We start from the raw sequence: 25,900 nt of genomic DNA, 5'->3' as shown, positions 1-25,900 counted from the left end.
CCACAATCGTTCGAAATAAACAGCCGAAGCAAGTCAAATTTTTAAGGACGATATTGCCGAGTTTGTCTTCCAATAAGATGTGGTAAAAATATCACTTATAGGGCCGATGTATTCTCGATTTGCTATAGAATGTTAATCGCTTCCCTGCGAGACGCTCGGCAGTTCGATAGAGGTGAGTCCTAGCCTTTTCGGACTATCGACCAAGGCTTGACCCTGATCCGGCCGGATACATCGAGTATCTGCGCTTCCGCGGTCGAATGTAGCCTCCGCCCGGAGCGGCTGCAGAACGCCCCTTCCGTCCTGCGCCGCGAGCAAGTCTAAATACAACTTCGCATTGCGTGATCCGGCCGGATGGCACGGTCAGGTGCGCTCCGCCAGAAGGGGCTCGAGGGCATCGAGATATCCCGCGACGGCCGCCTCCACCGTGAAATGCGGGAGCGCGCGCTCGGCCGCACGGCGCAGGTCCCGGCGGCGGCCCTCATCGTCGAGGAGCCGCAGCGCCGCTTCGACCCAATCCGCCACCGACATCGGCCGCACCTCGCCACAGTCATAGGTTTCGAGGAGACCACGGGCCGCGCCGGAATGGGGTGAGGCGAGCACCGGCGTCCCGCTCTGGAGCGCCTCCTGCACGACGATTCCCCACACGTCGCCGCGGCTCGGAAACAGGAAGAGTCGGGCTGAAGCGTAGACCTCGGGCAGCGCCTCCTGGCCCAGGAAGCCATCGAAGTGGGCGGAGATTCCCGCCTGCGCGAACCGCGCCTCCATCTCCCCCCGCAACGGGCCGTCCCCCGCGACCCGGACCGACAGGCGCCGACCGCGGGCACAGCAGCCGAGCACCACGTCGGTGAAGAAGCGTGCGCCCTTCACCTCCTCGTTCAGCATGCCGCAGAACAGGAGGTCGTAGGGCCGTTCGGTGTCCGGCCGGGGCGGGGCGGGCGGCGTCCAGGCTGGAAAGAGCGGGCTCAGGACGAAGTTTCGAGCCGGCAAGCCGTAGCGGGCGAGCACGGCGCCGCTGCCCCCGCTCGGTCCGATCCCGGCGGAGGCCCCCGCGACGATGGCACGGCGCAGCCAGCGATGCGGGGCCGAGCGCTCGCCGGGATCGGTCTCGGGCACCCCGTCGGTGCGGATCAGGGTGGGGATGCGCCGCAGGCGCGCGGCGCCGGCCGCCAACAGCATGGTCGGCGAGAAGTCGTTGAGCACCACCGCCGCCGGATGGAGGGCGGCGAGCCGCGGCACCACCGCCGGGTTGACGTAGAGGTTGCGGATCGAGGAGCGGTGCCAGCGCAAGCCCGGCAGCACCGCATGCCGGTAGAGGCGCGGCGGCGGCATCACCCATTGCCGTGCGCTCTCGCGCGGCGTGCAGGACAGGACGTGCAGGGCCCGGCCGTCTCGGCCGGCGAGCCGTTCCGCCAGATGCTCGTAGAGAACATGCGTGTAGGGCGCGAGCGCCCCGGTCACGACGACGATCGGGCGCATCGCACCGGTTGCCATGGATGGGCGACCTCAGGTCAGGCGCCGCGGACCCGAACCGGCCCGGCGCCGATCGGCAGGGATAGAGCATCGGCTCGAAAGGTGACCACCGGCTTTCGGGACGACGCGGTCAACACGTGTCGAGACTGGAAATCGTCTCAAGCCGTTCCCCGCGCCCGCCATCCCGTCCGGCGGCCGCCCATCAGCGCCTCGAAATCGGAGACCGGCCAATGCGGCTCGACCACGTGGCGGGGCATCGCCGGCAGGTCCGCTTCGCTCAGCGCCCGGCCGCGCCGCGTGGTGAAGAAGGTCCGGTAGCCGCTCTCCAGGGCCAGCGCCGGGTCATGCTCCGGATCGAAATCGTGGCCGGCGACACCCCAGGGGCAGGCGAAATGGCGGATCTCCCGGCCGGTGAGGGCAGCAAGGTCGCGCCGGGAGCGGGTGATCTCGTCGGCGACCCGCGCGCGGTCGAGCCGGCTCAGGCGCTGGTGGGTGGCGGTGTGGGATCCGATGTCGAGGCCGTCGGCGCACCAGGCTGCGATCTCGGCCCGTCTCATGTAGAGGCGCCCACTCGGGGACAGGGACGTCGCCCGGTCGAGGCCGGGCGGCGTGCTCGGCGGCGCGTCGATCCAGTCGCTGATGAGGAAGACGATGCCCGGAATGCCCAGGGCCCGCAGAACCGGACGCGCCACCTCGAAGGTGTCGGCATAGCCGTCGTCGAAGGTGACGAGGAAGGCGCGGTCGCGGGCCGGCCAACCCGCGGCGAGGCGCTCGGCGGCCCCGTCGGCATCGATGAAATCGCCGTACCGGCCGAGATGGCGCAATTGCGCGGCAAAACGATCCTGCTGGGCTTCGGGCACCTGATGGTAGCACAGGGTGTAGAGACCGGGCTCGGCGCAGGCCAACGACTTGAACAGGGCGCTCCCGCGCAGGGCGAGCGCGCGCAGGGCCGGCGCGCGGCGCAACGTCGTTTTGACCCAGTGCTTCATCCGCGTCTCACCCTCCGATTCCTGCATCTATCACAGAGATACGCTGATGGCATCTGCTCAAATCATCCCGAGCGACCGTGGTTAATCTGACATATTGGTTTCAATATTGATGACGGCGCGGTGGCTCGTCCCTTGCTCATCAGCGTTAGGCAGGCCATGGCCTGTCCCGCGCCGGAACGGCCGGCACGGAGAGGATGTTCGAAGGTGGGGCAACTGACGGTCGTCGACGTCACGGACGATCCCGATTGGGACGCGGCGGTCTGGCAGCAGCCGGGCGCCAATCTCTACGCGTCGCGCCGCTGGGGCGAGTACAAAAGCTGCATCGGCTGGGACGTGCGGCGGCTCGCCATCCGCGCGGGTGACGGGCAGGCGCTCGCCTACGCCCAGGTTCAGCGCCGCCGCCGCTGGCTCGGCCACGTCGTCCTGGCGCAGGGCTGCCCGGTCCTGACACGGCTGGGTGAGAAGCGGGCGGAGGCGGTGTTCCGGGCCTTTCTCGGGCATCTCGAACTCGGCCGCCTCGATCTGCTCGGCGTGAACTACCAGCAATTCCAGACGCCGGCAGCGGTGCTTGCCCTGCTCGGCTACGGCTTCGCGCCGGTCGTCACCGCCCGGACGCACACGCTGGAACTCGATCTGACCGCGGAGACGGACCAGATCCGCTCCGCCATGGAGGGCCGCTGGCGCGACGTGCTCAAGACCGCCGAGCGAAACCTGGATCTCACGACCACATTCCCGACCGGTCCGGCCGAGCGGCTGGCGGCCTTCGAGACCTTCGGCCGCCTCTACGATGCCCTGAAGCGGCGCAAGGGCTTCCGCAACAGCCTCGACACGGCGGCCTTCCGCGATCTGGCGGCGAACGACCCGAACCTCCTGTTCCTCGAAATGCGCGAGCGGGACGAACCTGTTCTGGTGCGGATCATCCACCGGACGGCAAACCGCTGGACGGATTTCTACGTCGCCTCGAACGAGCGGGCCAAGGCGACCGGAGCCGGCCGCCTCGCCCTCTGGCACCTGATCGAGCGGGCCAAGCGCGAGGGGGCCTCAGTGCTCGATCTCGGCGGCATCGACCCTGCCGGCAATCCGGGCGTCACCGAATTCAAGCGCGGCGCCAGCCGCAACGTCGTGGCGTCCAACCCGCTCTGGCTGTTCAGCCGGAGCCGGGCGATGCGCCGCGCCGCGACGGCCATCCTGGCCACGCGCTGAGCAGGACATCCGCGATGCCTGAAGCCCACACCGCGCCCGTCCCGCCGGCAGGCCTGCTCCGGCGCGCCGCCGGCCTCGTCCGGCGCCCGCCGGCCGCGCTCGCCGCCCTGGCCGACCAGGGCGTCGTCAGCGGCTTCGGCTTCCTCAGCGGCATCGTCGCCGCCCGTCTGCTCGGCATCGCCGAGTTCGGGCATTTCGCGATGATTCTGATCGTGCTCACCTTCGCGCAGGCCCTGCACAACGCCCTCATCACCGCGCCGATGATGACGCTGGTCGGTGCCCGCAGCGGCGTCTCGAAGGCCTATGCCGCAACCATCCTTACGGGCGCCTTCCTGCTCTGCGTGCCCGGCGCAGTCTTCGTGGTGATCGCCCTCCTCATCGGCGGGATGTCGGGCGAGACGCTTGTGGCGGCCTGCGCCCTGATGCTGGCGCAGAACCTCCAGTTCACCCTGCGCCGCCTCCTGTTTGCGAAAGGTCGGGGCGTGCAGGCCCTGCTCATGGATTTCGCCCGCGCCGCGAGCTTCCCCTTCATCGCCCTGGTGATCTGGCTTGAGCACGACGTCATCGGCAGCAACGGCTTCGTCTGGCTGCTCGCCGCGACCTCGTTTGCGACCTGCCTGCCCTTCATCGTCGCGTTCGGCCGGCCGATCCTGCGCCGGCCCGGCTGCGTGCAGACCGGCGCGGTCTTTCGGCGCCACATCCCGCTCGCGCGCTGGCTCCTGCCGATCGTCTTCGTCACCTTCGTCCAGGAGCAGCTCATCTGGCTGGTGGCGGGCGCGACGCTGGGCCTCGAGGAACTCGGCGGCCTGCGGGCGGCGCAGTACCTCGTCGGGACCGTGCTGCTGCTGCTCGCCGCCACGGAGAACGTCCTGCCGGTGGCCGCCGCGCGCGCGCATTCCGAGGGCGGAGAGGCGGCCCTGCGCCGCTACCTCATGCGCACGGGCATCAAGCTCGGGGTGCCGATCATCGCGATCCTCGCGGTCCTCGCCATTCCGGGCGCGATGTGGCTGCGCCTGATCTTCGGGGCGGAATATGCGGCCTATGCCAACTGCCTGCACATCCTCTCGGTCAGCGTCGTGATCGTGCTGGCCCGCGACCTCACCGCGAACTACTTCCGCGCCAAGCAGAACACCCGGGTGCTGTTTGCCTCGCTCTGCGTGAGCATGGTCGTGTCGCTCGCCGTGGTGGTCCCGCTGATGCAGGCCGGCGGCGTCAGCGGCGCCGCGGCGGCGGTGGGGGCGGGGCACCTCGCCTCCCTCATCTACCTCGTGCTCGCAGCACGGCGGCAATCACGCCCGGTCTCGGCCTGGCCGATGCCGGGCCGGTGGCGGCGCTCGCTCAGGCCGGCCAAGTCGGCGCAGACCTGAACACCGCTAGAGATCGGGGCGAAACGCAGCCGGCTTGACGGTGCGAAGCACGGTTTGAAGCGGGGAGCCGGATTCACGCGACGGCCGCAGCCGGATGGTCGGCCTTCGACACAACGTAGACCGCTGGAATGCCTGCCTTTGGGCAATCCAGCTCGACGGGCTCAAGCGACGGGGTTTGCACGCGATCGATCGCGCGACCTGGTTCTTCGTTGGCGTGCGGGAAGCACGGCAGACCGGGCGGCGCGCCTGAACGCGCCGCCCGTCACACGCTTTACTCGGCGGCCATCGGCGCAGCCTCCGCGGGGACGACGCGGGCTGCGCAGAATTTGAACTCGGGAATCTTTCCGAGGGGGTCGAGGGCGGGGTTGGTCAGAAGGTTGGCGGCGGCTTCCGCGTAGCAGAAGGGCATGAAGATCATGCCGATCGGCACGTCCCGGTCGGAGCGCACCTTCAACACGACGGCGCCGCGCCGTGTTTCCAACCGCATCGACCCGCCGGGCCGGAGACCGAGCCGGTAGAGCTCCTTGGGTGCCATGAAGGCCACCGCCTCCGGCTCCAGCGCGTCGAGCACGCCCGCGCGCCGGGTCATCGAGCCCGTGTGCCAGTGTTCGAGCACGCGGCCGGTCGAGAGCACCATCGGGAACTCGTCGTCCGGCACCTCGTCCGGCGGCACGATCGCCGCGGGCACGATCTTGGCGCGACCGCTCTCGGTCGGGAAGCCGGCATAGAAGATGATCTCGTTGCCGGGCTGGTCCGGGGCATCGACCGGATAGGTCACCGCCCCCTCGCGCTCCAGCCGCTCCCAGGTGATGTTGTTCAAGGACGGCATCACCTGCGCCATCTCGGCGAAGATGTCGGCCGGGCCGCCGTAGTTCCAGTCGAGGTCGAGGCGTCGGGCCAGTTCCTGGATGATCCACCAATCCTGGCGCGCATCGCCCGGAGGGGCGACGACGGGCTGGGCGATCTGCACGCGCCGGTCGGTGTTGGTGAAGGTCCCGGCTTTCTCGGCAAAGGCCGAGGCCGGCAGCACCACGTCGGCGTGGAAGGCCGTCTCCGTCAGGAACAGGTCCTGCACCACGAGATGGTCGAGCATCGCCAGCGCGTGGCGGGCATGGTTGAGGTCGGGGTCGGACATCGCCGGGTTCTCGCCCTCGACGAACATGCCCCGGATCTCGCCCGCGTGGATCGCGCGCATGATCTCGACCACGGTGAGGCCCTTCTGAGGATCGAGGGACTGCCCCCAGAACTCCTCGAACAGCTCACGCACCGCGTCCTTCTCGACCGACTGATAGTCCGGGTAGACCATCGGGATCAGGCCGGCATCGGACGCGCCCTGGACGTTGTTCTGGCCGCGCAACGGGTGCAGGCCGGTGCCGGGCCGGCCGATCTGGCCGGTGATGAGGGCGAGCGCGATCAGGCAGCGCGAGTTGTCGGTGCCGTGCACGTGCTGGCTGACGCCCATGCCCCAGAAGATGAGCGACGACTTGGCCCGGGCGTAGAGCCGGGCGACCTCGCGCAGGGTCTCGGCGTCGATGCCGCAGACCGAGGCCATCTTCTCCGGCGTGAAGTCGACGATCTTCTCGCGCAGAGCCTCGAAGTTCTCGGTGTAGCCGGCGATGTACTGCTCGTCGTAGAGGCCCTCCGTGACGATCACGTTGAGCATCGCGTTGAGCATCGCCACGTCCGAGCCGGGGCGGAAGGCGAGGTGCCGATAGGCGTGGCGCGAGAGCGTCTGGCGCCGCGGGTCCATGATGATCAGCTTGGCGCCGCGCTGCTTCACCGCGTTCTTGAGGAAGGTCGCCGCGACCGGATGGTTCACGGTCGGGTTGGCGCCGATGACGACGATGACCTCGGCGTCGAGCGCTGCCGAGAAGGGAGCGGTGACGGCGCCGGAATTCAGGCCCTCCATCAGCGCCGCCACCGACGAGGCGTGGCACAGGCGCGTGCAGTGATCGACGTTGTTGGTGCCGAAGCCGAGGCGGACGAGCTTCTGGAAGAGGTAGGCCTCCTCGTTCGAACCCTTGGCCGAGCCGAAGCCCGCCAGCGCCTTGCGCCCGTTGGTGTCACGGATCGCCTTCAGGCCGCCCGCCGCGCGGTCGAGCGCCTCTTCCCAGGTCGCCTCGCGGAAATGCGTCCAGGGGTTCGCCGGATCGACCTGATCGTTGGCGTCCTTGGGCACGTTCTCCAAGCGGATCAGCGGCACCGTCAGGCGGTGGGGGTGGTGGACGTAGTCGAAGCCGAAGCGGCCCTTCACGCAGAGCCGGTTCTGGTTGGCCGGTCCGTTCACGCCCTCGGCGTAGACGATGCGCTCGTCCTTGACCTTGTAGGAGACTTGGCAGCCGACGCCGCAATAGGGGCAGAGCGACTTCACCTCGCGGTCGGGATAGACCGTCCGGGTCTGGTTTGCGTCGAGATAGGCGGCCGGCATCAGCGCCCCGGTCGGGCAGGCTTGGACGCACTCGCCGCAGGCCACGCAGGTGGAGCCACCCATCGGATCGTCGAAGTCAAACACGACCTTGGAGCCCGCGGCGCGGTAGGCCATGCCGATCACGTCGTTGACCTGAACCTCGCGGCAGGCGCGGACACAGAGATTGCACTGGATGCAGGCGTCGAGATTGACGCTCATCGCCGGGTGGCTGACGTCGCTGGTCCAGCGCTCGGCCGCCGGGAAGCGGCTCTCGGTCACATCGAGGACGTCGGCCTGCACCCAGAAATGCGACGACGGGTCATGCGAGGTCGCGCGCTCGGGCTGATCGGCCACGAGCAGTTCGAGCACCATGGCGCGGGCCTTGGTGGCGCGCTCGGTGGCCGACTTCACCTTCATGCCGATGGCGGGCGTGCGCTTGCACGAGGCGGCGAGCACGCGCTCGCCCTCGATCTCGACCATGCAGGCGCGGCAATTGCCGTCCGGGCGGTAGCCGGGATCGGGCTTGTGGCAGAGATGCGGGATATGCGTGCCAAGGCGCTTGGCGACCGCCCAGATCGTCTCGCCGGGCTGGGCCTCGACCTGTTGGCCGTCGAACTCGAAGGCGATGGTCGCGGGCGCGACCGGGGCGTCCTTGATGCCGTAGGAGCCGGACGGATCCGGCGCGGCCTGGCCACCCGACTTGGCGCCCTGCGAGTAGGCGCCGCCGGAGGTCGATGGTGCGCCATTTGCCGGCCCGCCGGCATCCTGACGTTCGTCGGCGCGGATCTCGGGCTGTTCGATCTTGTTGCCGTGCGGTTCGGGGCCGTTGCTCATGCGTCCGCTCCAGGCTCTGGCATCGGGTGAGGAGACATCGTCGGGCTGGGCGTCACTCGGCCGCCACGGCCCGCGGCTCCGGGAAGAGATCAGGGAAGTACTTGATCACGGTGCTGACGGGGTTCGAGGCCGCCTGACCGAGACCGCAGATCGAGGCGTCGCGCATGCATTGCGCCAGCTCGCCGAGGAGATCGGTGTCCCACACGCCGTTCTCCATCAGCATGCGGGCCTTCTGCGTGCCCGAGCGGCAGGGCGTGCACTGCCCGCAGGACTCGTCCTCGAAGAACTTCATCAGGTTCAACGCGGCACCGCGCACATCGTCCTGATCGGACAGGATCACGACCGCGGCCGAGCCGATGAAGCAGCCGTATTTTTCCAGCGTGCCGAAATCGAGCGGGATGTCGTTCATCGAGGCCGGCAGGATGCCGCCCGAGGCTCCGCCCGGCAGGTAGGCCGCGAAGCTGTGGCCGTCAGAGATGCCGCCGCAATACTCGTCGATGAGTTCCTGGATGGTCAGGCCGGCGGGCGCGAGCTTGACGCCCGGCTCCTTGACCCGGCCCGAAACCGAGTACGAGCGCAGGCCGACGCGGCCGTTGCGCCCGTGGCTCTTCCACCATTCGGCGCCGCGCTCGATCAGGTCGCGCACCCAGAACAGCGTCTCGATGTTGTTGATCAGCGTCGGCCGGTTGAACAGGCCGACCTGGAAGGGGAAGGGCGGCTTGTGCCGCGGCAGGCCGCGCTTGCCCTCCAGCGACTCGATCAGCGAGGATTCCTCGCCGCAGATATAGGCGCCGGCCCCACGGCGCAGGTGGATGCGGGTGCCGCCCTCGGGGAGCTTCGCGATCTCGCGGGCCAGGATCTCGCGGGAGATCGGGTACTCGTCGCGCAGGTAGATGTAGACGTCGGCGGCCTCGACGACGTGGGCGCCGATCAGCATGCCTTCCAGAAAGCGGTGCGGATCGGTGTTGAGGTAGAGCTGATCCTTGAAGGTGCCGGGCTCGCCCTCGTCGCCGTTGACCGCCATCAGCCGGGGTCCGGGCTCGCCGCGCACGGAGCGCCACTTGCGGCCGGTGGGAAAGCCGGCGCCGCCGAGGCCGCGCAGGCCGCCGTCGTCGAGCACCTTCAGCACGTCATCGACCGGCAGTTCGCCGCTGCGCAGCCGCTCCAGGGTCGCGTAGCCGCCGCCGGCCCGGTAGGCGTCGTAATCGACGTAAGTGGGGATGTGGGCGTGGGTGTCCTCGGCCTCGACCGCGGCGCGCACGGAGGCGAGGTCGGCCCGGTGCAGGAAGTTGTGCCCGACCTCGACCGCCGGGGCGTGGTCGCACAGGCCGACACAGGGCGCGCGCACGACGCGGACCGCATCCGAGGCCAGCTCGCGCTGCAGCGTCTCCAGCAGCTCGTCGGCGCCGAACATGGCGCAGGTGATGCTGTCGCAAACCCGGATCGTCAGGCGCGGGATGTCGGCCTCGCCCTCCTTCACCACATCGAAATGCGCGTAGAAGGTCGCGGTCTCGAACACCTCGGCGAAGGCGAGGCTCATCTCGTCGGCCAGCGCCGCGAGATGATCGGCGCTGATCTGGCCGTAGGTGTCTTGGATCAGGTGCAGGTGCTCGATCAGCAGGTCGCGCTGGCGCGGGCGGGTGCCGAGCAGCTCCTCGATCTCGACCTTGGCGTGGGGATCGACCTGACGCCCCTTCGGCACGGCGCGGGCGACGTTACGGCCACGGCCCGGATGCGCGAAGCTCCGGACAGTCCCACTTGCCTCACTCATGACGCGACCTGTGTTCCAACTAATGGGGACGGAGGGACGGAAAAGTGCCGGGGAGTGGGGCGGTTACTGGCCGCCGAAGGCGCGCAGCGGTTGTCCCGCCTCGGAGCGCGTCCGCATGGCGACCGCTCCCGATGCCTCGTCCAGCGAAGCGATACGGGGACCGACGACGGCGTCGAGTTCCGTCTCGAACGCGTCGAGCGCGGCGTTCAGTCGTTCCAGACGATCGGCGCCCGACGATCCGCCGCCTTCGGCTTCGAAAGCCTTCACCAGGACATCTCGAACCTGGGCGATCAATTCCTGCGTAAGCGGCGGCTTAGCTTGCGCGGCATAAGCATCCGTAACGGCGGCCGCGAGGCGGCTGACATCCATGATCATGCCTGCACAGGGGTGGAATAGGAGAGGCTTTGCATATTCGCTCGCCTGAGTTGTAGGGGGCCCGGTCTGAAATCAGGCGATATAATGCAGGGATTACGTCAGATTGTCATTATATTAAACTGCATGTGGAGCATACCCCACCAGCGTTTCACGCTGCCTCAAGGCCCAGTCCCATCACATCCAGGCGGCAAGACAGGGGTTGACGACAACGGCGAGACCTCTGCCGCAAGCCCAGCCTGACGATCCGACCTCGCCGCTGCACCTCCCCCGCTCGCCGATGTCTCTGGCAACAGAGCTGGGACCACCATGCGTCGTCAGTTGCCCAAGCGCCGTTCAGGCGCCATGGAAACCCGCCTGTCGGAACGGGTTCTGGCTGCCTCGGGCGTGCCGCTGCTCGCGGCGATCACCCTGCTGGAGTTGTCCCGGCCGACAGGCGACGCAAAAGGCTTCGTGGCCGGATACCTGCCGACACAGAGCTCATAGGCTCAGTTCCCTTCAGGCCGGCGATCCATGGCAACTCTGACCGCGACGATACACGATCTGTACGAGGGCGAGACCAGACGGGCGCACCGCTTCCGCTACGCCCTGCTCGTGTTCGACGTGGCGACGATCGCCTTCGTCATGGTCACCTCGTTCCTGCCGCTGATGCCCTGGATCATCGCCTGCGACCTGGTGCTGGGCGTATGCGTGCTGCTCGATTTTGCCGCCCGCCTCAGCATCAGCCGCGCCCCCGCGCGCGAGTTCCTGCACCTGAGCACCTGGACCGACGTGATCGCGATCGCCTCGTTCCTCGCCCCGGTGGTGGTCGAGGGCATCGGGTTCCTGCGCATTCTGCGCACGCTGCGCCTGCTGCGCACCTACCATCTGTTGGAGCGACTGCGGAAGGACAGCAAGCTGTTCCGCCGCAACGAAGATGTCATTCTGGCGGCCACCAACCTAGTGGTGTTCGTCTTCACGATGACGGGTATTGTCTACGCGACGCAGCACAACACCAACCCGGCCATCCAGACGCCGATCGATGCGCTGTACTTCACGGTGACATCGCTGACGACCACGGGCTACGGCGATATCACCTTACCGGGACCCACCGGGCGGCTGCTCTCGGTCTTCGTGATGATCTGCGGCGTAACGCTGTTCTTCCGTCTCGCTCAGGTGGTGTTCCGTCCCTACAAAGTGCGCTTCCCTTGCGACGCCTGCGGGCTGCAACGCCACGAGCCCGACGCCGTGCACTGCAAGGCCTGCGGCAACCTGATGAAGATCCCCGACGAGGGGGACGACTGAGCTCCAGGCCGCCTGCAAACGCTCGGAATGCGGGATGATGGGTGATCCGCAAGGGGCCGGCAGCGGCCCCGCGCACGGTTAAGCCGACGCGTTGCAAGCCGGAAGAATCATTTCGAAAATCAGATTTTACCGTTCGGGGCAATGGCTTGTCGGCACCCGGCCCTCACGGGCACTCGTAGTGGAAGCGCCCGCCGGAAGTCGGCAGCTCGGCCAGGCGGGCGAGGCCCCGCTCCATATCGCGGGCACCCGCCTCCCAGCGGTCGCGGATCGAGGAGGGGGAGAAGTCGAAGCTTTTCGAGGCAAGCTGGTCCGCGCCGGCCTGATGGACGATGTGCAAGAGCATCGCGGCGGGACCGTCCGGATCGAGCCGCTCGCGCAGGGCGTAGCTGCGCGCCAGTCCCGTCACCGCGCGCCGGGCGGCGCTGGCGAAGATGAGATCGTTAGCCCGTTCCAGCACCGCGTCGAGCGAGCGCGGCCGATCGGCCCGCAGCGAGAACAGGTCGAGGGCGATGCAGAGCATGTCGCGGGTCGGCTCGGGCTCGAACAGCGGATCGAGGGGGAGGTTGTTGGTGTAGCCGGCATCGCACAGCATCCGCCCGTCGATCTCGACCGGCGGGAAGGCCGGCAGCAGGGCGGCGCTGGCCAGGATGTGCTCGGGCTGGATCGTCTGGCGGGTGTTGTCGAAGAACACCTCCTCGCCGGTCGCCACGTCGATGCAGGCGATGGTGAGCCGGATCTCGGCCCGGTTCAGGCGCTCGAAATCGACGAGACGCTCGAGCGTGGCGCGCAGAGGCCTATGATCGAACAGGGCGACGTCGTTGGGCACCCAGGGCAGGGCCGACCACAGGCCGGGATAGCGGTGCGTGAAGATGCTGGGCCGCCCCCAGGCCAGCGTCAGGAGCGAGTGGAGGGCATTATAGTACTGCCGCGGCTTCAGGAAATCGGTTCCGGTGAGGCCGGTATGCAGGGTCGCCTCGTTCCAGAACCGGTGAAGCCGCTCGATCCGGTCCTCCGGCGCGTTGCCGGCGATGATCGCCCCGGTGACGGCCCCCATGGAGGCGCCCACCAATCGGTCCGGCCGGATGCCGCGGGCCTGCAGAACCTCGAAGGCGCCCGCGTGATAGGCACCGAGCGCGTTGCCGCCGCCGAACACGATGGCGGTGTCGCGCGGTTGGGGGACTGTCTGCATCGACGGAACGGACCTTTTTTCTTCGCGGTGGACCGAGCCAGACCGCGCCCGTTCGCAGGATCATCGTGGCCTCCCTCGCGCTCGGACTAACCCGGCGGCCGGCCATCCTGTTCGATCAGCGACCGGTAAGCCGTCGCGGTTGGCGAGGAACGGCGCCTCGGATGAAAGTCCAGCCGGCCTGAATGCGCGCAGGCGTGTTGAGGGCGGACAGCGACCGAAGAGGGGTCACTTCCGTTCCGCCGCGAGGACGTGGGCCACGATCGCGTTGGCGTGTCCGTGACCCATTCCGTGGTCGGCTTTCAGCATCGCGACCAAGTCCATGTGCTTGGCCGGCAGCCTCTTCCGCACGATCTCCTGCCACTCGCCGATGGGACGCCCGTACGTCTTCTCGATGGAGGGAAAGTATGAGGCCGGGCCCTTGATCGGTTCAGCAGACACGTCGAGACGGGCTCCGGGCGATGCGGACTGAGTGCGGTTCGGTCACAGACGGCCCGCACCACAGAGCTATCTACAGAGTGATACGGATTGCGCGTCAACGCCCGTCCAGGTCCAAAGGAGGCTCCTAGCAGGATCGGCCAATCGCGCTTCGAGCCTACCGGAAATTCCGTGCCCGCACCGGCAGCGCGGCCTCACGCGGATCGGGTCGGACGCTCTGGCCGGTCTCGTCGCCGCGGCCGGTGCGCAGGGCAATCGGCTCCTCGCCGATCCGCCGCAGCAGGCCGGAGCGATCGAACAGCTCCACGGCCACGAGGTGGATCACGTCGCCGACCCGCTGCACCCGCCCGCGGCAGGCCATCAGCCGGGCGCCGAGCACGACCCGGCGCTGCCGGTCGAACAGCTCGGGCCGGACGATCAGGTTGGCGATGCCGGTCTCGTCCTCCAGGGTCATGAACATCGTGCCCTTGGCCGAGCCCGGCCGCTGGCGCATCAGTACGATCCCGGCGACGACGATCGCCCCCCGTTGCCCACCCGCTCCAGCGCTGCGCAGGGCCGGGCCCCCAGAGTGGTGAGGGTCTCGCGCAGGAAGGCGAGGGGGTGGGCGCGCAGGCTAAGGCCGTTGGCGCAGTAATCGGCGACGACCTCTCCGCCCGCGCTCATCGCCGGCAGCGATACGGCGGGCTCCGCCGTCTGCGCCGGCTCGGCCTGTATCGGTGCGGACAGGGCGGCGAAGAGGGGGAGGGGATCGGGCCGCAGGGCCTTGACCGCCCAGGCGGCCTCGCGCCGGTTGAGGCCGAGCGAGCGGAACGCGTCGGCCCGCACGAGGCAGGTCAGGCTGGCTGCCGGGATGCCGGCCCGGTCCGCCAGTTCGGGCAGGGAGGCGAAGGGGCGCCCGCCGCGTGCCGCCACGAGGCGCTGCCCATCCCGTTCGGCCAAGCCGCTCGCGAGGCGTAGCCCCAGGCGCACCGCGAACAGTTTGCGGCCCGAGCCAAGCGATTCCAGGGTGCAGTCCCACTGCGAGAAATTCACGTCGAGCGGGCGGACCTCGACGCCGTGGGCGCGGGCGTCGCGCACGATCTGGGCGGGGGCGTAGAAGCCCATCGGCTGCGCGTTCAGCAGCGCGGCGCAGAAGACGTCGGGATGGTGGCACTTCATCCACGAGGAGGCATAGGCCAGGAGCGCGAAGGAGGCGGCGTGGCTCTCGGGGAAGCCGTAGGACCCGAAGCCCTCGAGCTGCTTGAAGGTGCGCTCGGCAAAATCGCGGGCATAGCCGTTGGCGACCATGCCCTCGACGAGGCGGTTCTGGAAGCGGTGGACGCCGCCCGTGAACTTGAAGGTCGCCATGGAGCGGCGCAGCTCGTCGGCCTCCGTCGCCGAGAAGCCGGCGCCGACCATCGCCACCTGCATCGCCTGCTCCTGGAACAGCGGCACGCCGAGCGTCTTCTCCAGCACCGCCTTCAACTCGGGCGTCGGGTAGGTCACCTCTTCGAGGCCCTCGCGGCGGCGCAGATAGGGGTGGACCATGTCGCCCTGGATCGGACCAGGGCGCACGATCGCGACCTCAATGACGAGGTCGTAGAACTCTTTCGGCTTCATCCGCGGCAGCATCGCCATCTGCGCGCGGCTCTCGATCTGGAAGACGCCGAGGGTGTCGGCGCGCCGGATCATCGCGAAGGTCGGCTCATCTTTTGAGGGGATCGAGGCGAGGTCGTGCGGATCGTTCTTGACCTCGGCCAGCAAATCGAAGGCGCGGCGCAGGCAGCCGAGCATGCCGAGCCCGAGCACATCGACCTTCATGAACTTGAGGGCGTCGATGTCGTCCTTGTCCCACTCGATGACCTGACGGTCGGCCATCGCCGCCGGCTCGACCGGTACCAACTCGTCGAGCCGGTCGAGGGTCAGCACGAAGCCGCCGGGATGCTGGGAGAGGTGGCGCGGCGTGCCGATCAGCTCGCGGGCGATCGCCAGCGTCAGGCGCAGGCGCCGGTCGTCGGGGTTGAGGTTGAGTTCGCGCAATTCGCGCTCGCCGACGCCCTCACTGCTCCAGGACCAGGTCATGCGGTTGAGCGCGCCGGTCACGTCCTCGGGCAGGCCCATCACCTTGCCGACCTCGCGCAAGGCGCCCCGCGAGCGGAAGCGGCTGACGATGGCGGTGAGCGCGGAGCGGTGGCGGCCGTAGGTCTGAAAGATCCACTGGATCACCTCCTCGCGGCGCTCGTGCTCGAAATCGACGTCGATGTCGGGCGGCTCGCGGCGCGCCTCCGAGACGAAGCGCTCGAACAGCAGGTTCTGCCGCGTCGGATCGATCGAGGTGATGCCGAGACAGAAGCAAACCGCGGAATTGGCCGCCGAGCCGCGCCCCTGGCACAGGATCTTTTCGCGATTGGCGAAGGCGACGATCGACTCGACCGTGAGGAAGTAGGGGGCGTAGGCCAGCCGCCCGATCAGGTCGAGTTCGTGGTGCAATTGGCGCGTCACCGCCTCCGGCACGCCGGCTGGATAGCGCCGTGCCGCGCCGGCCCAGGTCAGGACGTCCAGGCGTTCCTGCGGCGAGAGCCCGTCCTCGCGGCTTTCCGTCGGATAGGTGTAGGCGAGGTCGTCCAGCGAGAAGCGGCAGGCCGCCGCGACCTCGCCCGCCCGCGCCAGCGCCTCGGGGAAGCGCGCGAACAGGCGCGCGGTCTCGGCCGGGGGTTTGAGGAAGCGGTCGGCGTGGCGCTCCTTGGCAAACCCGGCCCGGTCGATGGTGAGCCCGAGCCGGATGCAGGTCACCACGTCCTGTAGGCGGCGCCGGCCCGCGACATGGTAGAGGATGTCGCCGGTGGCGACGGTGGGCACTCGCGCGGCGCGGGCGGCGGCGGCCAAAGCGTCGAGCCGGTCGGCGTCGTCGGGCCGGAAGCGGCGCGTCAGCGCGCAGGACGCGCGGGCGCCGAACAAGCCCTTGAAGCGGGCGAGGTCGTTCGGAAGCGCCGGTCCCGGCTGCTCGGCGAGCAAAATTGCAAAAAACCCCTCCTGCCACTCTTCGAGATCGCGCCATGTCAGGCGGCAGCGGCCCTTGCCGCCCCTGGCCTTGCCCAGGCTGAGCAGGCGGCAGAGCCGGCCGTAGGCGGCCCGGTCGGTGGGGTAGACGAGCAGCGGCGAAGACAGATCGTCGAGGTCGAGCCGGCAGCCGACGACGAGGCGCACGCCCGTGACCTTCGCCGCCTGATGCGCGCGGACCATTCCGGCCAGCGAGCCGTGATCGGTGACGCCAAGCGCCGGGATGCCGAGCAAGCTCGCTGCGGAAAAAAGCTCCTCCGGGCTCGAGGCGCCGCGCAGGAAAGAGAAATGCGTTGTGACCTGAAGCTCCGGCGTGCTCATGCTGAGTTGCATCGCTTCCGACCAAGGTCAGACGCGATGCGTCCGGCGGACGCCCGCCGCCCCGCAGTCGCGGTGGCGACCCGCAATGGATCATCGCGGGTCGGTGTCACGCCTCGCCGAGCCCGTGCAGCCACCAGCGCCCGTTCGCCTGCATCGGGCCGTCGCGGAACAGCCAGAAGCGCTCGCCCGCCTCCGTCTCCACCCGATAATAGTCGCGGGTGAGTTCGGATTCCGCGTCCGCCACCCACCATTCGCCGAGGATCCGCTCCGGCCCGTCGGCCCGTGCGATCAGGTGGCGGGTGTTGCGCCAGACGAAGAACAGCGGCGGCGCATCGGGGATCTCGGCCATCGCCATGACCGGCTCCGGCGGCGCCAGAAGGCGAGCCGGGCGCGGCAGGTCCGTGGGCCAGAGCGCGCCGAGGGGGGCGGCCAGAGCCGACACGCGGCGCACCGCCCGCTCGGGCAGGTCGCTCTCCACGGGTGCCAGCCGGTAGACGCGGGCGGCGCCGAGGCGCACCAGCAGGGTATCGACCAGGGCGGCGAGATCCGGCGCCTGCGGGCCGGCGGCGAGATGGGAATTCTGGCGCTCGGCCAGGGGCTCGACCCGCGAGGCGGAGAGCACCGCTTCCTCGATGCCGAAGCCGGGATCGATCAGAGAGAGGCGCTCAGTGAGCAACCGGGCGAGGTGGGTGGCGTCGCGGCTCGGCCCCGCCGTGCCGATTCGGATCGCCTGATCGAGGCGATCGACGCGGACGAAGACGAGGTCGAGCCGGCGCGCCCCGAGGCCGCGCCGCTCCAGTTCCGGCACGAGCCGGGCGCAGAGGTCGGCGACGACCCGTTCCAGGCTCTCGCGGGCGCCGACCGGCTCGGCGAAGCGCAGGGCCACGCGCGGGGTCTCGGGGGCGGCGAGCGCCGTCAGCGGCTCCGGCGCGTGCCCAAGCGCCCGGTCGAGCCGGAACAGGATTTCGGCGCCGAAGCGCAGCCGCAAGGCCGCCCGCGGCTTGTCGCTGAGTTGGCCGATGCGGGCGAGGCCGACATCCTGCAGCGCCCGCACGGCCTCGGCGCCGAGCCGCAACGCCGCCACCGGGAGGGGGGCCAGCACCGGCGCCGCGTCGCCCGGCGGCACGATGCCCCCTTCGCCGAAGCGGGCCAGCCCCCAGGCGCAGCCCGGCGTGTCGGCGAGCGCGAGCCGCGCCGTGATGCCCGTCCGCTCCAGGCGGGCGGAGAGATCGGCGAGCAGGGGCGCCTCGCCGCCATGGAGATGGGCGGCGCCGGTGATGTCGATCACCAGCCCATCGGGCGGGTCGAGGGCGACGATCGGCGCGTAGCGCTGGCACCACAGGCCGAGCCGCGCCAGGGCCGCCGCATCCGCCTCGGGATCGGCGGGGACGAGGTGCAGGCCCGGCACCAGCGCCCCGGCATGGGCCGCGCTCATCCCCGGCCGCAGGCCGAGGCGGCGGGCGGCGGCGTCCACGCCGGCCAGAAGGCGCCGGGCACCGTCCTGCGCCACGGTGGCAAGGGGCTCATCCGGCGGCGCGGTGCTGGACCCGCTCCGGCGCAGCCGGTCGGTCGGCCAGGACGGCAGGTACAGCGAGACGACCCTGCGCATCGCAAGCCTCCACGATCCAAGCCCCCGGCGCCCCACCGCGGCAGCGCTGCAAGTCGAGCCGCCAGCGCGGCCGGCCCATTCGACGGTTCGTTCCTTCCGAAGGGGCGGGCGCCACCCGCCAGCGGGTTCGCGCGGCGCTGGGCTCCGGCTCGACGGCCTCCCCCGCGCAGAGGCGGTGGACGACGAGCGCGGTGACGCCCGAGCCCTCCGCCGCGAGCTGGAGCCGGCGGGAGGGGGTGAGCGTCATGCGGGTCAATTCGCCGACGACGCCGGCCAGCCCCCGATGGCGCAGGCCCTCCTCCATGGCGGGCAGCACCTCGGCATCCCGCCACGTCTCGCAATAGACCACCCGGTCGGGATGCAGCCCGACCCGGGCGAGCGCGGGAGCGAACAGATCGCGGCTGTGCAGGCACCACAGCACCGGCCCGTCGAGCCGGGCGAGGATGCCGCCGGCAAACAGCACGGCGCTAGCGGCGTAGCGCCCGCGCGGGCCGCCCTCATGGATCTGGTGGAGCGCCCCGAGGGCCAGCCCGCCACCGGGCAGAGCCGCGTCGAGCCCCGTCACCCCGAAGGGGAGGGCGCGCGAATCCGCCGGTTCGCTGCCGGCCCCGGTGCGGTCCGTCAGGCGGCGAAGCGCATCCAGCGTCGGCACGTCGGGAGATCGGGGAGGGGCATGGGTGCGGGTTCAGGGGCTCGGGAGGGTGTCGCTCAGAACAAACAGTGAACGCACCTGAGCTGTAACCCGTCAACCGCCCTCGCGTTGCCATCCCTGTTGAAAATGCGGATTTTATTCCGACCAAACCCTTGACCCCGGATTGATGGAGTCGGCGACGCATCAAGCCCTGCACGCAAAGCGGGTGCGACGGCTTATCTCACGCAAAAGCGCATGCCGACCCGACTTGAGCGCAACAAATCCAGGCGCTGTTGCCCATGAACGACAGACGTTTGCCCCCACCGTTCTATCGTATTGTCTGCCGGGGACTTTGCCGGAGGTTATCGTATGGGATGCGCAATCTGCGTTTTTCCCGCGAGCCCTCTAGATTAATCAGGGTCATGAGTGACCAGTCATGAGTGACGCACGACCCACAGGCCGCCGGCCCGTCATTCTCGTCGTCGAGGATGAACCCGACGAGCGCTACCTCGCGGCCGAGCTGCTGGAGGAGAAGGGCTTCGAGGTCATCGAGGCCGAGACGGCCGAGCGTGCGCTCGACATCCTGCACCAGCGGGGCGACGGGATCGACGTCGTGTTCTCGGACGTGCGCACGCCGGGCACGATCGGCGGCTTCGAACTCGCACGGATCATCGGCGTGACGTGGCCGCGTATCCGCCTGCTGCTGACCTCGGGCGACGCGGGCGACCAGCCGAGCGACCTGCGCGTCACCGCGACCTTCATGCCCAAGCCCTGGCGGGCCCCGGAAATCCTGACCTGGCTCGAAGAGGCCGCGGGGCTCAGGGAGCCGCCGGAAGGCTGAGCCGCGGCCAATTCATCGCGCCATCAGATGCCCCCTCTCCCCGCAGGCGAGGAGAGGGGGAAAAACAGCCTTACGCCGCCGCGACGGTCGCCTTCACGATCCGGTCCGGATCGCGCACGGGCTCGCCGCGCTTGATCGTGTCGACCACTTCCATGCCCTCGATCACCTTGCCCCACACCGTGTACTGGCGGTCGAGGAAGCGTGCGTCGGAAAAGCAGATGAAGAACTGCGAATTCGCCGAGTGCGGGAAGTTGGTGCGCGCCATCGAGCAGGTGCCGCGCACATGCGGCTCGGCGTTGAACTCGGCGTTGAGGTCGGGCAGCTCCGAGCCGCCCGAGCCGGTGCCGGTCGGGTCGCCGGTCTGGGCCATGAAGCCGTCGATGACGCGGTGGAACGGCACGCCGTTGTAGAAGCCCTGGGTCGTCAGCGTCTTGATCCGCTCGACGTGGTTGGGGGCGAGGTCGGCGCGCAGCGCGATGACGACGCGGCCCTTGGTGGTCTCCAGGACGATGGTCTCGTTCGTCTCTGCCATGAGTTAAATTCCCTGTCCTCTGGGTCCGTCGTAGATGAAGCGCAGCGCCAGGGGGCGCCCCGCGATGGCTCCGCCGAGAGCCGGTGTGACCCGGACCGGCGTGCAGCGGGCGATCGCGTCGCGCGTCGCCCGAATCAGGATGTCCCGGGCCCTCGTATCGCCCGGCGTGTTCGCAAACGGCGTCTTGGCGAAGGTGATCTGCGGCATGCCGATCACCGAGCCGTCCCGGCGCAGGGAGAGACGCGCCGTGATCTCCACGCGCTCGAACCGGCTGAGCCCTTCGGGCGCCTTCCAGCAGGCGGCGAGCGCCGGGTAGAGCGCCTTCAGGGTATCGGCCGGGGCCGCCGCCGTGTCACCGGCGGGCAGCGGCACATGCTGCGTACCCCGCAAGGTTTGGGGCAGGGTGCGCCAGGGTTCAATGCCGTCGAACGCATCGGCCCCGCCCGCCATGATCGGGACGAGGCAGGCCGCGAGGATGCAGACCCCGCGGCGCGATGGCCGGCGGGCCGCTATTGGCCGCCTCCGGCGAGCGTCATCTTCACGATCTTGTCGGGGTTCTGCACGGAGCCGTTATCGGCCTTGGAGCCCTTCTTGATCTTGTCGACCACGTCCATGCCCGAGGTGACGACGCCGACGACCGTGTAATTGTTGTTCAGGAAGTCCGCGTCGCCGAGGCAGATGAAGAACTGCGAGTTGGCCGAGTTCGGGCTGCCCGAGCGGGCCATGCCGACCGTGCCGCGCTTGAACGGCGCGGAGGAGAACTCGGCGGGAATGTTGGGCAGGGTGGAGCCGCCGGTGCCGTTGCCCTTGGGATCGCCGGTCTGGACCATGAAGCCGTCGATCACGCGGTGGAACTTCAGGCCGTCGTAGAAGCCCTGGCCGATCAGCGTCTTGAGCTGCTTGACGTGCTTGGGCGCGATCTCCGGGCGCAGCTCGATCGTGACCCGCCCGTCCTTGGTCTCGAGAAGCACGGTGTTCTCGCCGGCCCGCGCCGGGGCGGCGAAGAGCATGGCGGAGAGGGCGAGTCCGAGGACGGCGTGGCGGCGATTCATGCGGTCTAAAGCTCCGTGGTGGGGATCAGGATCGGGCGGAATCAGGATTTGGCGAAGCGGGCGGCAAGCCGCGCGGCGACGACCGACGGCACGAAGGGGGAGACGTCGCCGCCCATGGCCGCGATCTGGCGCACCAGGGTCGCGGTGATCGGGCGCACGCCGGTGGAGGCGGGCAGGAACACGGTCTGGACCTCGGGTGCCATCGCGCCGTTCATGCCGGCGAGCTGCATCTCGTAATCGAGGTCGGTGCCGTCGCGCAGCCCCCGGATGAACAGGCGCGCCCCGCAGCGCCGGGCGGCCGTGACGGCGAGGTCGTCGAAGGTGACGACGTCGAGGCTCGCGCCCTCGGCCGCGGCGAGCGGTTCGCAGGTCTCGCGCAGCAGGGCGGCGCGCTCCTCGGCCGTGAACAGCGGCGCCTTGCCCGGATGCACGCCGATGGCCAGCACCAGCCGCGGCACGAGGCGGCAGGCCTGTCGCACCACGTCGAGATGGCCGTTGGTGACCGGATCGAAGGAACCGGCGTAGAGCGCTGTACGGGTCGTCACGGGAACGGGCCTAGAGCATTTTCCCCGCAAACGGAACCGCCGCCAACAGAAACGGGCGCCCCGGAGGGCGCCCGCGCGAACGCGATGGGGTCGGGATCGAAGGCCCCGGCGGGAATGGAACGCTCCGCCGGCCTCCCCAGCCTCAGTACGTGCCGAACCCGAAGTTCAGGCCGACGCGGGCCAGAGCGCCCTCGGTGCGGGATTCGATGTTGTAGCCGACGCCGGGACCGCCCGTGCTGCGGATCAGCACCGTGCGGCTGCCGAGGTCGTAGCGCAGGTACTCGGCCTTGACCGTCATCTGCAGGGACCCCGTGAGATCCAGGAAGGAATTGGCCGGGATCGCGTACTCGATGCCGCCGCCATAGGCGTAGCCGGTCTCGAGCCCGGAGCGGGCGCCGGCATAGGTCACCGGCGTTCCCGTGCGGAAGACCGCGGCCAGCGTGGTGGTGCCGTAGGCGAAGCCGCCGGTGCCATAGACCAGGACGCGGTCGAAGGCGTAGCCGACACGGCCGCGCACGGTGCCGAGGAAGTCGAGGTCGGCGGCGTAGACGTTGCGCAGGACGTTCGGGTTGATGGCGGGGCGGAAGATCGTCTCGGTGCGGCTGCGCGCCAGATCGAGGTACTGCGCGTCGGTCTCGAAGCCGAAGACGAAGCCGGTGCCCGGCGTGAGCTGGAAGTTGTAGCCGGCCTGACCACCGAAGCTGAACCCGTCCTTCGGCAGGGCGACATTCGCGCGGCGCAGGTCGTTGGTCACGTTGGCCTGGAGCGCACCGATGCCGGTGGTCCGCAGCGTGTCGCTCTCGGTGTAGGCGTAGCCGCCGTTGGGACCGAAATAGGCGCCCGTCCAGGCAAAAACCGGGATCGGCGTGAAGACCGGCGCCTCGGCGCGGCGCGGCAGGTCGGCGGCCAGCGCAGTCCCGGAAAGGAGGATGCCCGCGAGGCCGGAGAGGATCAGGGAATTGCGCAAGGCTCGAACCGAAGGTGTGAGGAAAGCCGCACTTTCTCTACCGACGGTCGGGCCTGGAAACTATGATATAACGGCAACACCAATGTTACGGCAGCGATATAACGCCATTACTTCGGTTTAATACTGTAATTCCAAAAATAATCCTCGATCACAAAACTTTGATCGAGCCTTCTGCCGAGCTGCGGAAGGGGCCCGTTTCGCCCCCTCCGCAGCCCCTTCGATCAGACTGCCTCTTCGCCGTTCTCGTTCTCGTCCTCGCCCTCGATATGCTCCACCGAGACGACACGCTCGGCCTTGTCGGTGTTGAACACCGTCACGCCCTGCGAGGCGCGGCCGACGATGCGGATATCGTCCACCGGCACGCGGATGAGTTGGCCGGCATTGGTGACCAGCATGATCTGGTCCGACGCCTCGACGGGGAAGGAGGCGACGAGGTTGCCGTTGCGGGCGTTGACCCGCATCGCCGTGATGCCTTTGCCGCCGCGGCCCGAGGTCCGGTACTCGTAAGACGACGAGCGCTTGCCGAAGCCGCGATCGGACAGGGTCAGCACGAACTGCTCCGCGGCCCCCATCTCGTTGTAGCGCTCCAGCGAGATCGCCGAGGCTTCCGAAGCCTCCTCGGCCTCGGCCGGCTCGGCCTCCGCCTCGCCCGCGTCGCCGATCACCGCCCGGCGCATCTTGAGATAGCCGGCTCGCTCTTCGGGGGACGCGTCGAAGGCGTTGAGGATCGCCATCGAGATGACTTTGTCGTCCTGGGCGAGGTTGATCCCGCGCACGCCGGTCGAGTCGCGGCCCTTGAAGACGCGCACATCCTCCACGGGGAAGCGGATGCACTGGCCAAGCGCGGTGGTGAGCAGCACGTTCTGCTCCGGCCGGCAGATCTCGACATGGACGATGTGGTCGCCCGGATCGAGCTTCATCGCGATCTTGCCGTTGCGGTTCACCGTGGTGAAGTCCGACAGCTTGTTGCGGCGGACATTGCCGGAGGCGGTGGCGAACATCACGTCGAGCGTGTCCCAGGACGTCTCGTCCTCGGGCAGCGGCATGATGGTCGAGATGCGCTCGCCCTCGTTCTGAAGGTGCAGGATGTTGACGAGCGCCTTTCCCCGAGCGTTCGGCGCGGCCATCGGCAGGCGCCAGACCTTCTCCTTGTAGGCCTGGCCCTGGTCGGAGAAGAACAGCACCGGCGTGTGGGTGCTGGCCACGAACAGCCGGGTGACGAAATCCTCGTCGCGGGTCGCCATGCCGGAGCGGCCCTTGCCGCCGCGGCGCTGGGCCCGGTAGGTCGAGAGCGGCACGCGCTTGACGTAGCCGGCATGGGACACGGTCACGACCATGTCCTCGCGGGCGATCAGATCCTCGTCCTCGACGCTGAAGTCGGAATCGATGATCTCGGTCTTGCGCGGGGTGGCGAAGAGCGCGCGCACCTCGGCCAGTTCCGTCTTCACGATCGCCTGGATACGGACGCGCGAGCGCAGGATGTCGAGATAGTCGGCGATCTCGTCGGCGAGCTTCTTCAACTCGTCGCCGACCTCGTCACGGCCGAGAGCGGTGAGGCGCTGCAGGCGCAGGTCGAGGATCGCGCGGGCCTGGATCTCCGAGAGCCGGTAGGTGCCGTCCTCGGCCACGCGGTAGCGCGGATCGTCCACCAGCGCGATCAGCGGGGCGATGTCGTGGGCCGGCCAATCGCGGGCCATCAACGCCTCGCGGGCGGTGTTCGGATCCGGCGAGGTGCGGATCAGGCGGATCACCTCGTCGATATTGGCGACCGCGATGGCCAGACCGCACAAGACGTGGGCCCGCTCGCGCGCCTTGTTGAGCAGGAACTTGGTGCGCCGGGAGACGACCTCCTCGCGGAAGTCGTTGAAGGCCAGCAGCAGGTCCTTCAGGTTCATCAGCTCGGGGCGGCCGCCGTTCAGCGCCACCATGTTGCAGCCGAACGAGGATTGCAGCGGCGTGTAGCGGTAGAGCTGGTTCAGCACGACCTCGGCCATGGCGTCGCGCTTGATCTCGACGACGATGCGCATGCCGTCGCGGTCGGATTCGTCGCGCAGGTCCGAGATGCCCTCGACGCGCTTCTCCTTGACCAGCTCGGCGATCTTCTCGACCAGCGTCGCCTTGTTCACCTGATACGGGATCTCGGTAAAGATCAGCGCCTCGCGCTCCTTGCGCAGCTCCTCGATATGGGACTTCGCCCGCATGATGATCGAGCCGCGGCCCGTGGCGTAGGCCTGCCGGGTGCCGGCGCGGCCGAGGATCAGGCCGCCGGTCGGGAAGTCGGGACCGGGCACGATCTCGTTGAGCGCCTCGATGGTCAGGCTCGGATCGTCGATGAGGGCGATGCAGGCGTCGATCAGCTCGCCGAGATTGTGCGGCGGGATGTTGGTGGCCATGCCCACCGCGATGCCGCCCGCGCCGTTGACCAGCAGGTTCGGGAAGCGGGCCGGCAGGACCGTCGGCTCCTCGTGCTCCCCGTCGTAGTTCGCTTGGAAATCGACGGTGTTCTTGTCGATGTCCGAGAGGAGCGCGCTGGCGGGCTTGGCCAGACGCGATTCGGTATAGCGCATGGCCGCGGCCGGATCGCCGTCGACCGAGCCGAAATTGCCCTGCCCGTCGATGAGCATCAGGCGCATCGAGAAGTCCTGGGCCATGCGGACCAAGGCGTCGTAGATCGATTGGTCGCCGTGCGGATGGTACTTACCGATCACGTCGCCGACGATGCGGGCCGACTTGACGTAGCGGCGCTCGGGCAGGTGCCCGCTCTCATGCGCCGCGAACAGGATGCGCCGGTGCACCGGCTTAAGGCCGTCGCGCGCATCGGGCAGCGCGCGGCTCACGATCACGCTCATGGCGTAATCGAGGTAGGACCGGCGCATCTCGTCGGTGATGGAGACGGGCTTGATGTCGGTCGCGGGCGGGGGCGTGCCGGCGCCGGGTTGGTCGTTGTCGTCTGCCAACGTCGCTCTCTCGGGTTCTCGTTCGGTCGCCCATGGCGGAACGCCAACGGACGAAGACTAGCAAGGACAGGTCAAAGGGCCGCCA

The 25,900-nt window shown here is 68.9% G+C and carries 20 protein-coding genes and 1 pseudogene; 5 read left to right on the top strand and 16 right to left on the bottom strand.

Features of this window, described 5'->3' with window-relative positions:
* Positions 1-360: 360 nt before the first annotated feature.
* Positions 361-1,491, bottom strand: coding sequence for a glycosyltransferase family 4 protein (locus MSPGM_RS23775; RefSeq protein ID WP_003606230.1), 1,131 nt, complete (start codon positions 1,489-1,491; stop codon positions 361-363).
* A gap of 137 nt (positions 1,492-1,628) precedes the next feature.
* Positions 1,629-2,459: a polysaccharide deacetylase family protein gene (locus MSPGM_RS23770; RefSeq protein WP_003606232.1), complete on the bottom strand. Its 831-nt coding sequence runs from the start codon at positions 2,457-2,459 to the stop codon at positions 1,629-1,631.
* Positions 2,460-2,663: 204 nt separating this feature from the next.
* Between MSPGM_RS23770 and MSPGM_RS23765 the strand changes: the two genes are divergently transcribed.
* Together MSPGM_RS23765 and MSPGM_RS23760 are read left to right on the top strand one after the other, a co-directional pair.
* Entirely contained in the window at positions 2,664-3,662 is a 999-nt protein-coding gene (locus MSPGM_RS23765) for a lipid II:glycine glycyltransferase FemX (protein ID WP_261926028.1), read from the top strand.
* Between the two features lie 14 nt (positions 3,663-3,676).
* Entirely contained in the window at positions 3,677-5,029 is a 1,353-nt protein-coding gene (locus MSPGM_RS23760) for a polysaccharide biosynthesis C-terminal domain-containing protein (protein ID WP_015857580.1), read from the top strand.
* A gap of 271 nt (positions 5,030-5,300) precedes the next feature.
* Here the strand turns inward: MSPGM_RS23760 and fdhF are convergent, their stop codons facing one another.
* The 3 genes from fdhF to MSPGM_RS23745 form a co-directional block, all read right to left on the bottom strand.
* Positions 5,301-8,270: a formate dehydrogenase subunit alpha gene (fdhF, locus tag MSPGM_RS23755; RefSeq protein WP_003603294.1), complete on the bottom strand. Its 2,970-nt coding sequence runs from the start codon at positions 8,268-8,270 to the stop codon at positions 5,301-5,303.
* Between the two features lie 52 nt (positions 8,271-8,322).
* Positions 8,323-10,041 carry an NAD(P)H-dependent oxidoreductase subunit E gene (locus MSPGM_RS23750; protein WP_003603295.1) on the bottom strand — a complete coding sequence of 573 codons (1,719 nt, stop codon included), beginning with the start codon at positions 10,039-10,041 and terminating at the stop codon, positions 8,323-8,325.
* 63 nt (positions 10,042-10,104) lie between these two features.
* The gene (locus tag MSPGM_RS23745; RefSeq protein ID WP_012255643.1) at positions 10,105-10,416 is read right to left on the bottom strand and encodes a hypothetical protein; all 312 of its coding nucleotides are present in this window, start codon (positions 10,414-10,416) and stop codon (positions 10,105-10,107) included.
* 342 nt (positions 10,417-10,758) lie between these two features.
* Here MSPGM_RS23745 and MSPGM_RS23740 point away from each other — a divergent pair, with 342 nt between their 5' ends.
* On the top strand, positions 10,759-10,899 hold the full coding sequence (locus MSPGM_RS23740) for a hypothetical protein (RefSeq protein ID WP_015857578.1): 141 nt from the start codon (positions 10,759-10,761) through the stop codon (positions 10,897-10,899).
* A 27-nt stretch (positions 10,900-10,926) separates the two neighbouring features.
* A complete protein-coding gene (locus MSPGM_RS23735; protein ID WP_003603302.1) occupies positions 10,927-11,697 on the top strand; it encodes a potassium channel family protein in 771 nt (256 codons plus the stop codon).
* Between the two features lie 163 nt (positions 11,698-11,860).
* Here the strand turns inward: MSPGM_RS23735 and MSPGM_RS23730 are convergent, their stop codons facing one another.
* The 5 genes and pseudogenes from MSPGM_RS23730 to MSPGM_RS23710 form a co-directional block, all read right to left on the bottom strand.
* On the bottom strand, positions 11,861-12,886 hold the full coding sequence (locus MSPGM_RS23730) for a patatin-like phospholipase family protein (protein WP_003603303.1): 1,026 nt from the start codon (positions 12,884-12,886) through the stop codon (positions 11,861-11,863).
* 225 nt (positions 12,887-13,111) lie between these two features.
* On the bottom strand, positions 13,112-13,324 hold the full coding sequence (locus MSPGM_RS23725) for a DUF4287 domain-containing protein (RefSeq protein WP_003603305.1): 213 nt from the start codon (positions 13,322-13,324) through the stop codon (positions 13,112-13,114).
* A gap of 154 nt (positions 13,325-13,478) precedes the next feature.
* Positions 13,479-16,681: pseudogene (locus MSPGM_RS23720) on the bottom strand (error-prone DNA polymerase).
* 106 nt (positions 16,682-16,787) lie between these two features.
* Positions 16,788-18,290: a DUF6504 family protein gene (locus MSPGM_RS23715; protein ID WP_015857576.1), complete on the bottom strand. Its 1,503-nt coding sequence runs from the start codon at positions 18,288-18,290 to the stop codon at positions 16,788-16,790.
* Positions 18,205-18,942, bottom strand: a complete 738-nt coding sequence (locus tag MSPGM_RS23710; RefSeq protein WP_015857575.1) for an ImuA family protein — start codon at positions 18,940-18,942, stop codon at positions 18,205-18,207. The genes MSPGM_RS23715 and MSPGM_RS23710 overlap by 86 nt, the downstream gene beginning before the upstream one ends.
* Before the next feature lie 415 nt (positions 18,943-19,357).
* Between MSPGM_RS23710 and MSPGM_RS23705 the strand changes: the two genes are divergently transcribed.
* Entirely contained in the window at positions 19,358-19,762 is a 405-nt protein-coding gene (locus MSPGM_RS23705; RefSeq protein ID WP_003604678.1) for a response regulator, read from the top strand.
* Positions 19,763-19,832: 70 nt separating this feature from the next.
* Here the strand turns inward: MSPGM_RS23705 and MSPGM_RS23700 are convergent, their stop codons facing one another.
* The 6 genes from MSPGM_RS23700 to gyrA all read right to left on the bottom strand — a co-directional run bounded on the left by MSPGM_RS23700 (position 19,833) and on the right by gyrA (position 25,815).
* Positions 19,833-20,294, bottom strand: coding sequence for a peptidylprolyl isomerase (locus MSPGM_RS23700; RefSeq protein WP_003604677.1), 462 nt, complete (start codon positions 20,292-20,294; stop codon positions 19,833-19,835).
* Between the two features lie 3 nt (positions 20,295-20,297).
* Complete coding sequence (locus MSPGM_RS23695) at positions 20,298-20,744, bottom strand: hypothetical protein (RefSeq protein WP_003604676.1); 447 nt, start codon at positions 20,742-20,744, stop codon at positions 20,298-20,300.
* A gap of 59 nt (positions 20,745-20,803) precedes the next feature.
* Entirely contained in the window at positions 20,804-21,346 is a 543-nt protein-coding gene (locus tag MSPGM_RS23690) for a peptidylprolyl isomerase (protein ID WP_003604675.1), read from the bottom strand.
* 41 nt (positions 21,347-21,387) lie between these two features.
* Complete coding sequence (gene coaD / locus MSPGM_RS23685) at positions 21,388-21,891, bottom strand: pantetheine-phosphate adenylyltransferase (RefSeq protein WP_003604674.1); 504 nt, start codon at positions 21,889-21,891, stop codon at positions 21,388-21,390.
* 142 nt (positions 21,892-22,033) lie between these two features.
* Positions 22,034-22,858 (bottom strand): outer membrane protein, encoded by an 825-nt coding sequence (locus tag MSPGM_RS23680; protein ID WP_003604673.1) that lies wholly within the window; start codon positions 22,856-22,858, stop codon positions 22,034-22,036.
* A gap of 221 nt (positions 22,859-23,079) precedes the next feature.
* Positions 23,080-25,815 (bottom strand): DNA gyrase subunit A, encoded by a 2,736-nt coding sequence (gyrA, locus tag MSPGM_RS23675; RefSeq protein WP_003604672.1) that lies wholly within the window; start codon positions 25,813-25,815, stop codon positions 23,080-23,082.
* Positions 25,816-25,900 lie beyond the last annotated feature (85 nt).

This window comes from Methylorubrum sp. GM97, assembly GCF_024347855.1.
Classification (GTDB): Bacteria; Pseudomonadota; Alphaproteobacteria; order Rhizobiales; family Beijerinckiaceae; genus Methylobacterium; species Methylobacterium extorquens.
This window is presented reverse-complemented; position numbering and strand designations above follow the sequence as displayed.

Bases quoted from the DNA above. Each gene is read 5' to 3' on its own strand.
- MSPGM_RS23690 (WP_003604675.1), bottom strand. From the start codon at position 21,346: ATGAATCGCCGCCACGCCGTCCTCGGACTCGCCCTCTCCGCCATGCTC.
- MSPGM_RS23750 (WP_003603295.1), bottom strand. From the start codon at position 10,041: ATGAGTGAGGCAAGTGGGACTGTCCGGAGCTTCGCGCATCCGGGCCGT.
- MSPGM_RS23740 (WP_015857578.1), top strand. From the start codon at position 10,759: ATGGAAACCCGCCTGTCGGAACGGGTTCTGGCTGCCTCGGGCGTGCCG.
- MSPGM_RS23760 (WP_015857580.1), top strand. From the start codon at position 3,677: ATGCCTGAAGCCCACACCGCGCCCGTCCCGCCGGCAGGCCTGCTCCGG.
- MSPGM_RS23770 (WP_003606232.1), bottom strand. From the start codon at position 2,459: ATGAAGCACTGGGTCAAAACGACGTTGCGCCGCGCGCCGGCCCTGCGC.
- fdhF (WP_003603294.1), bottom strand. From the start codon at position 8,270: ATGAGCAACGGCCCCGAACCGCACGGCAACAAGATCGAACAGCCCGAG.
- MSPGM_RS23745 (WP_012255643.1), bottom strand. From the start codon at position 10,416: ATGATCATGGATGTCAGCCGCCTCGCGGCCGCCGTTACGGATGCTTAT.
- MSPGM_RS23695 (WP_003604676.1), bottom strand. From the start codon at position 20,744: ATGGCGGGCGGGGCCGATGCGTTCGACGGCATTGAACCCTGGCGCACC.
- MSPGM_RS23700 (WP_003604677.1), bottom strand. From the start codon at position 20,294: ATGGCAGAGACGAACGAGACCATCGTCCTGGAGACCACCAAGGGCCGC.
- MSPGM_RS23775 (WP_003606230.1), bottom strand. From the start codon at position 1,491: ATGGCAACCGGTGCGATGCGCCCGATCGTCGTCGTGACCGGGGCGCTC.
- MSPGM_RS23715 (WP_015857576.1), bottom strand. From the start codon at position 18,290: ATGCGCAGGGTCGTCTCGCTGTACCTGCCGTCCTGGCCGACCGACCGG.
- MSPGM_RS23730 (WP_003603303.1), bottom strand. From the start codon at position 12,886: ATGCAGACAGTCCCCCAACCGCGCGACACCGCCATCGTGTTCGGCGGC.
- MSPGM_RS23705 (WP_003604678.1), top strand. From the start codon at position 19,358: ATGAGTGACGCACGACCCACAGGCCGCCGGCCCGTCATTCTCGTCGTC.
- MSPGM_RS23735 (WP_003603302.1), top strand. From the start codon at position 10,927: ATGGCAACTCTGACCGCGACGATACACGATCTGTACGAGGGCGAGACC.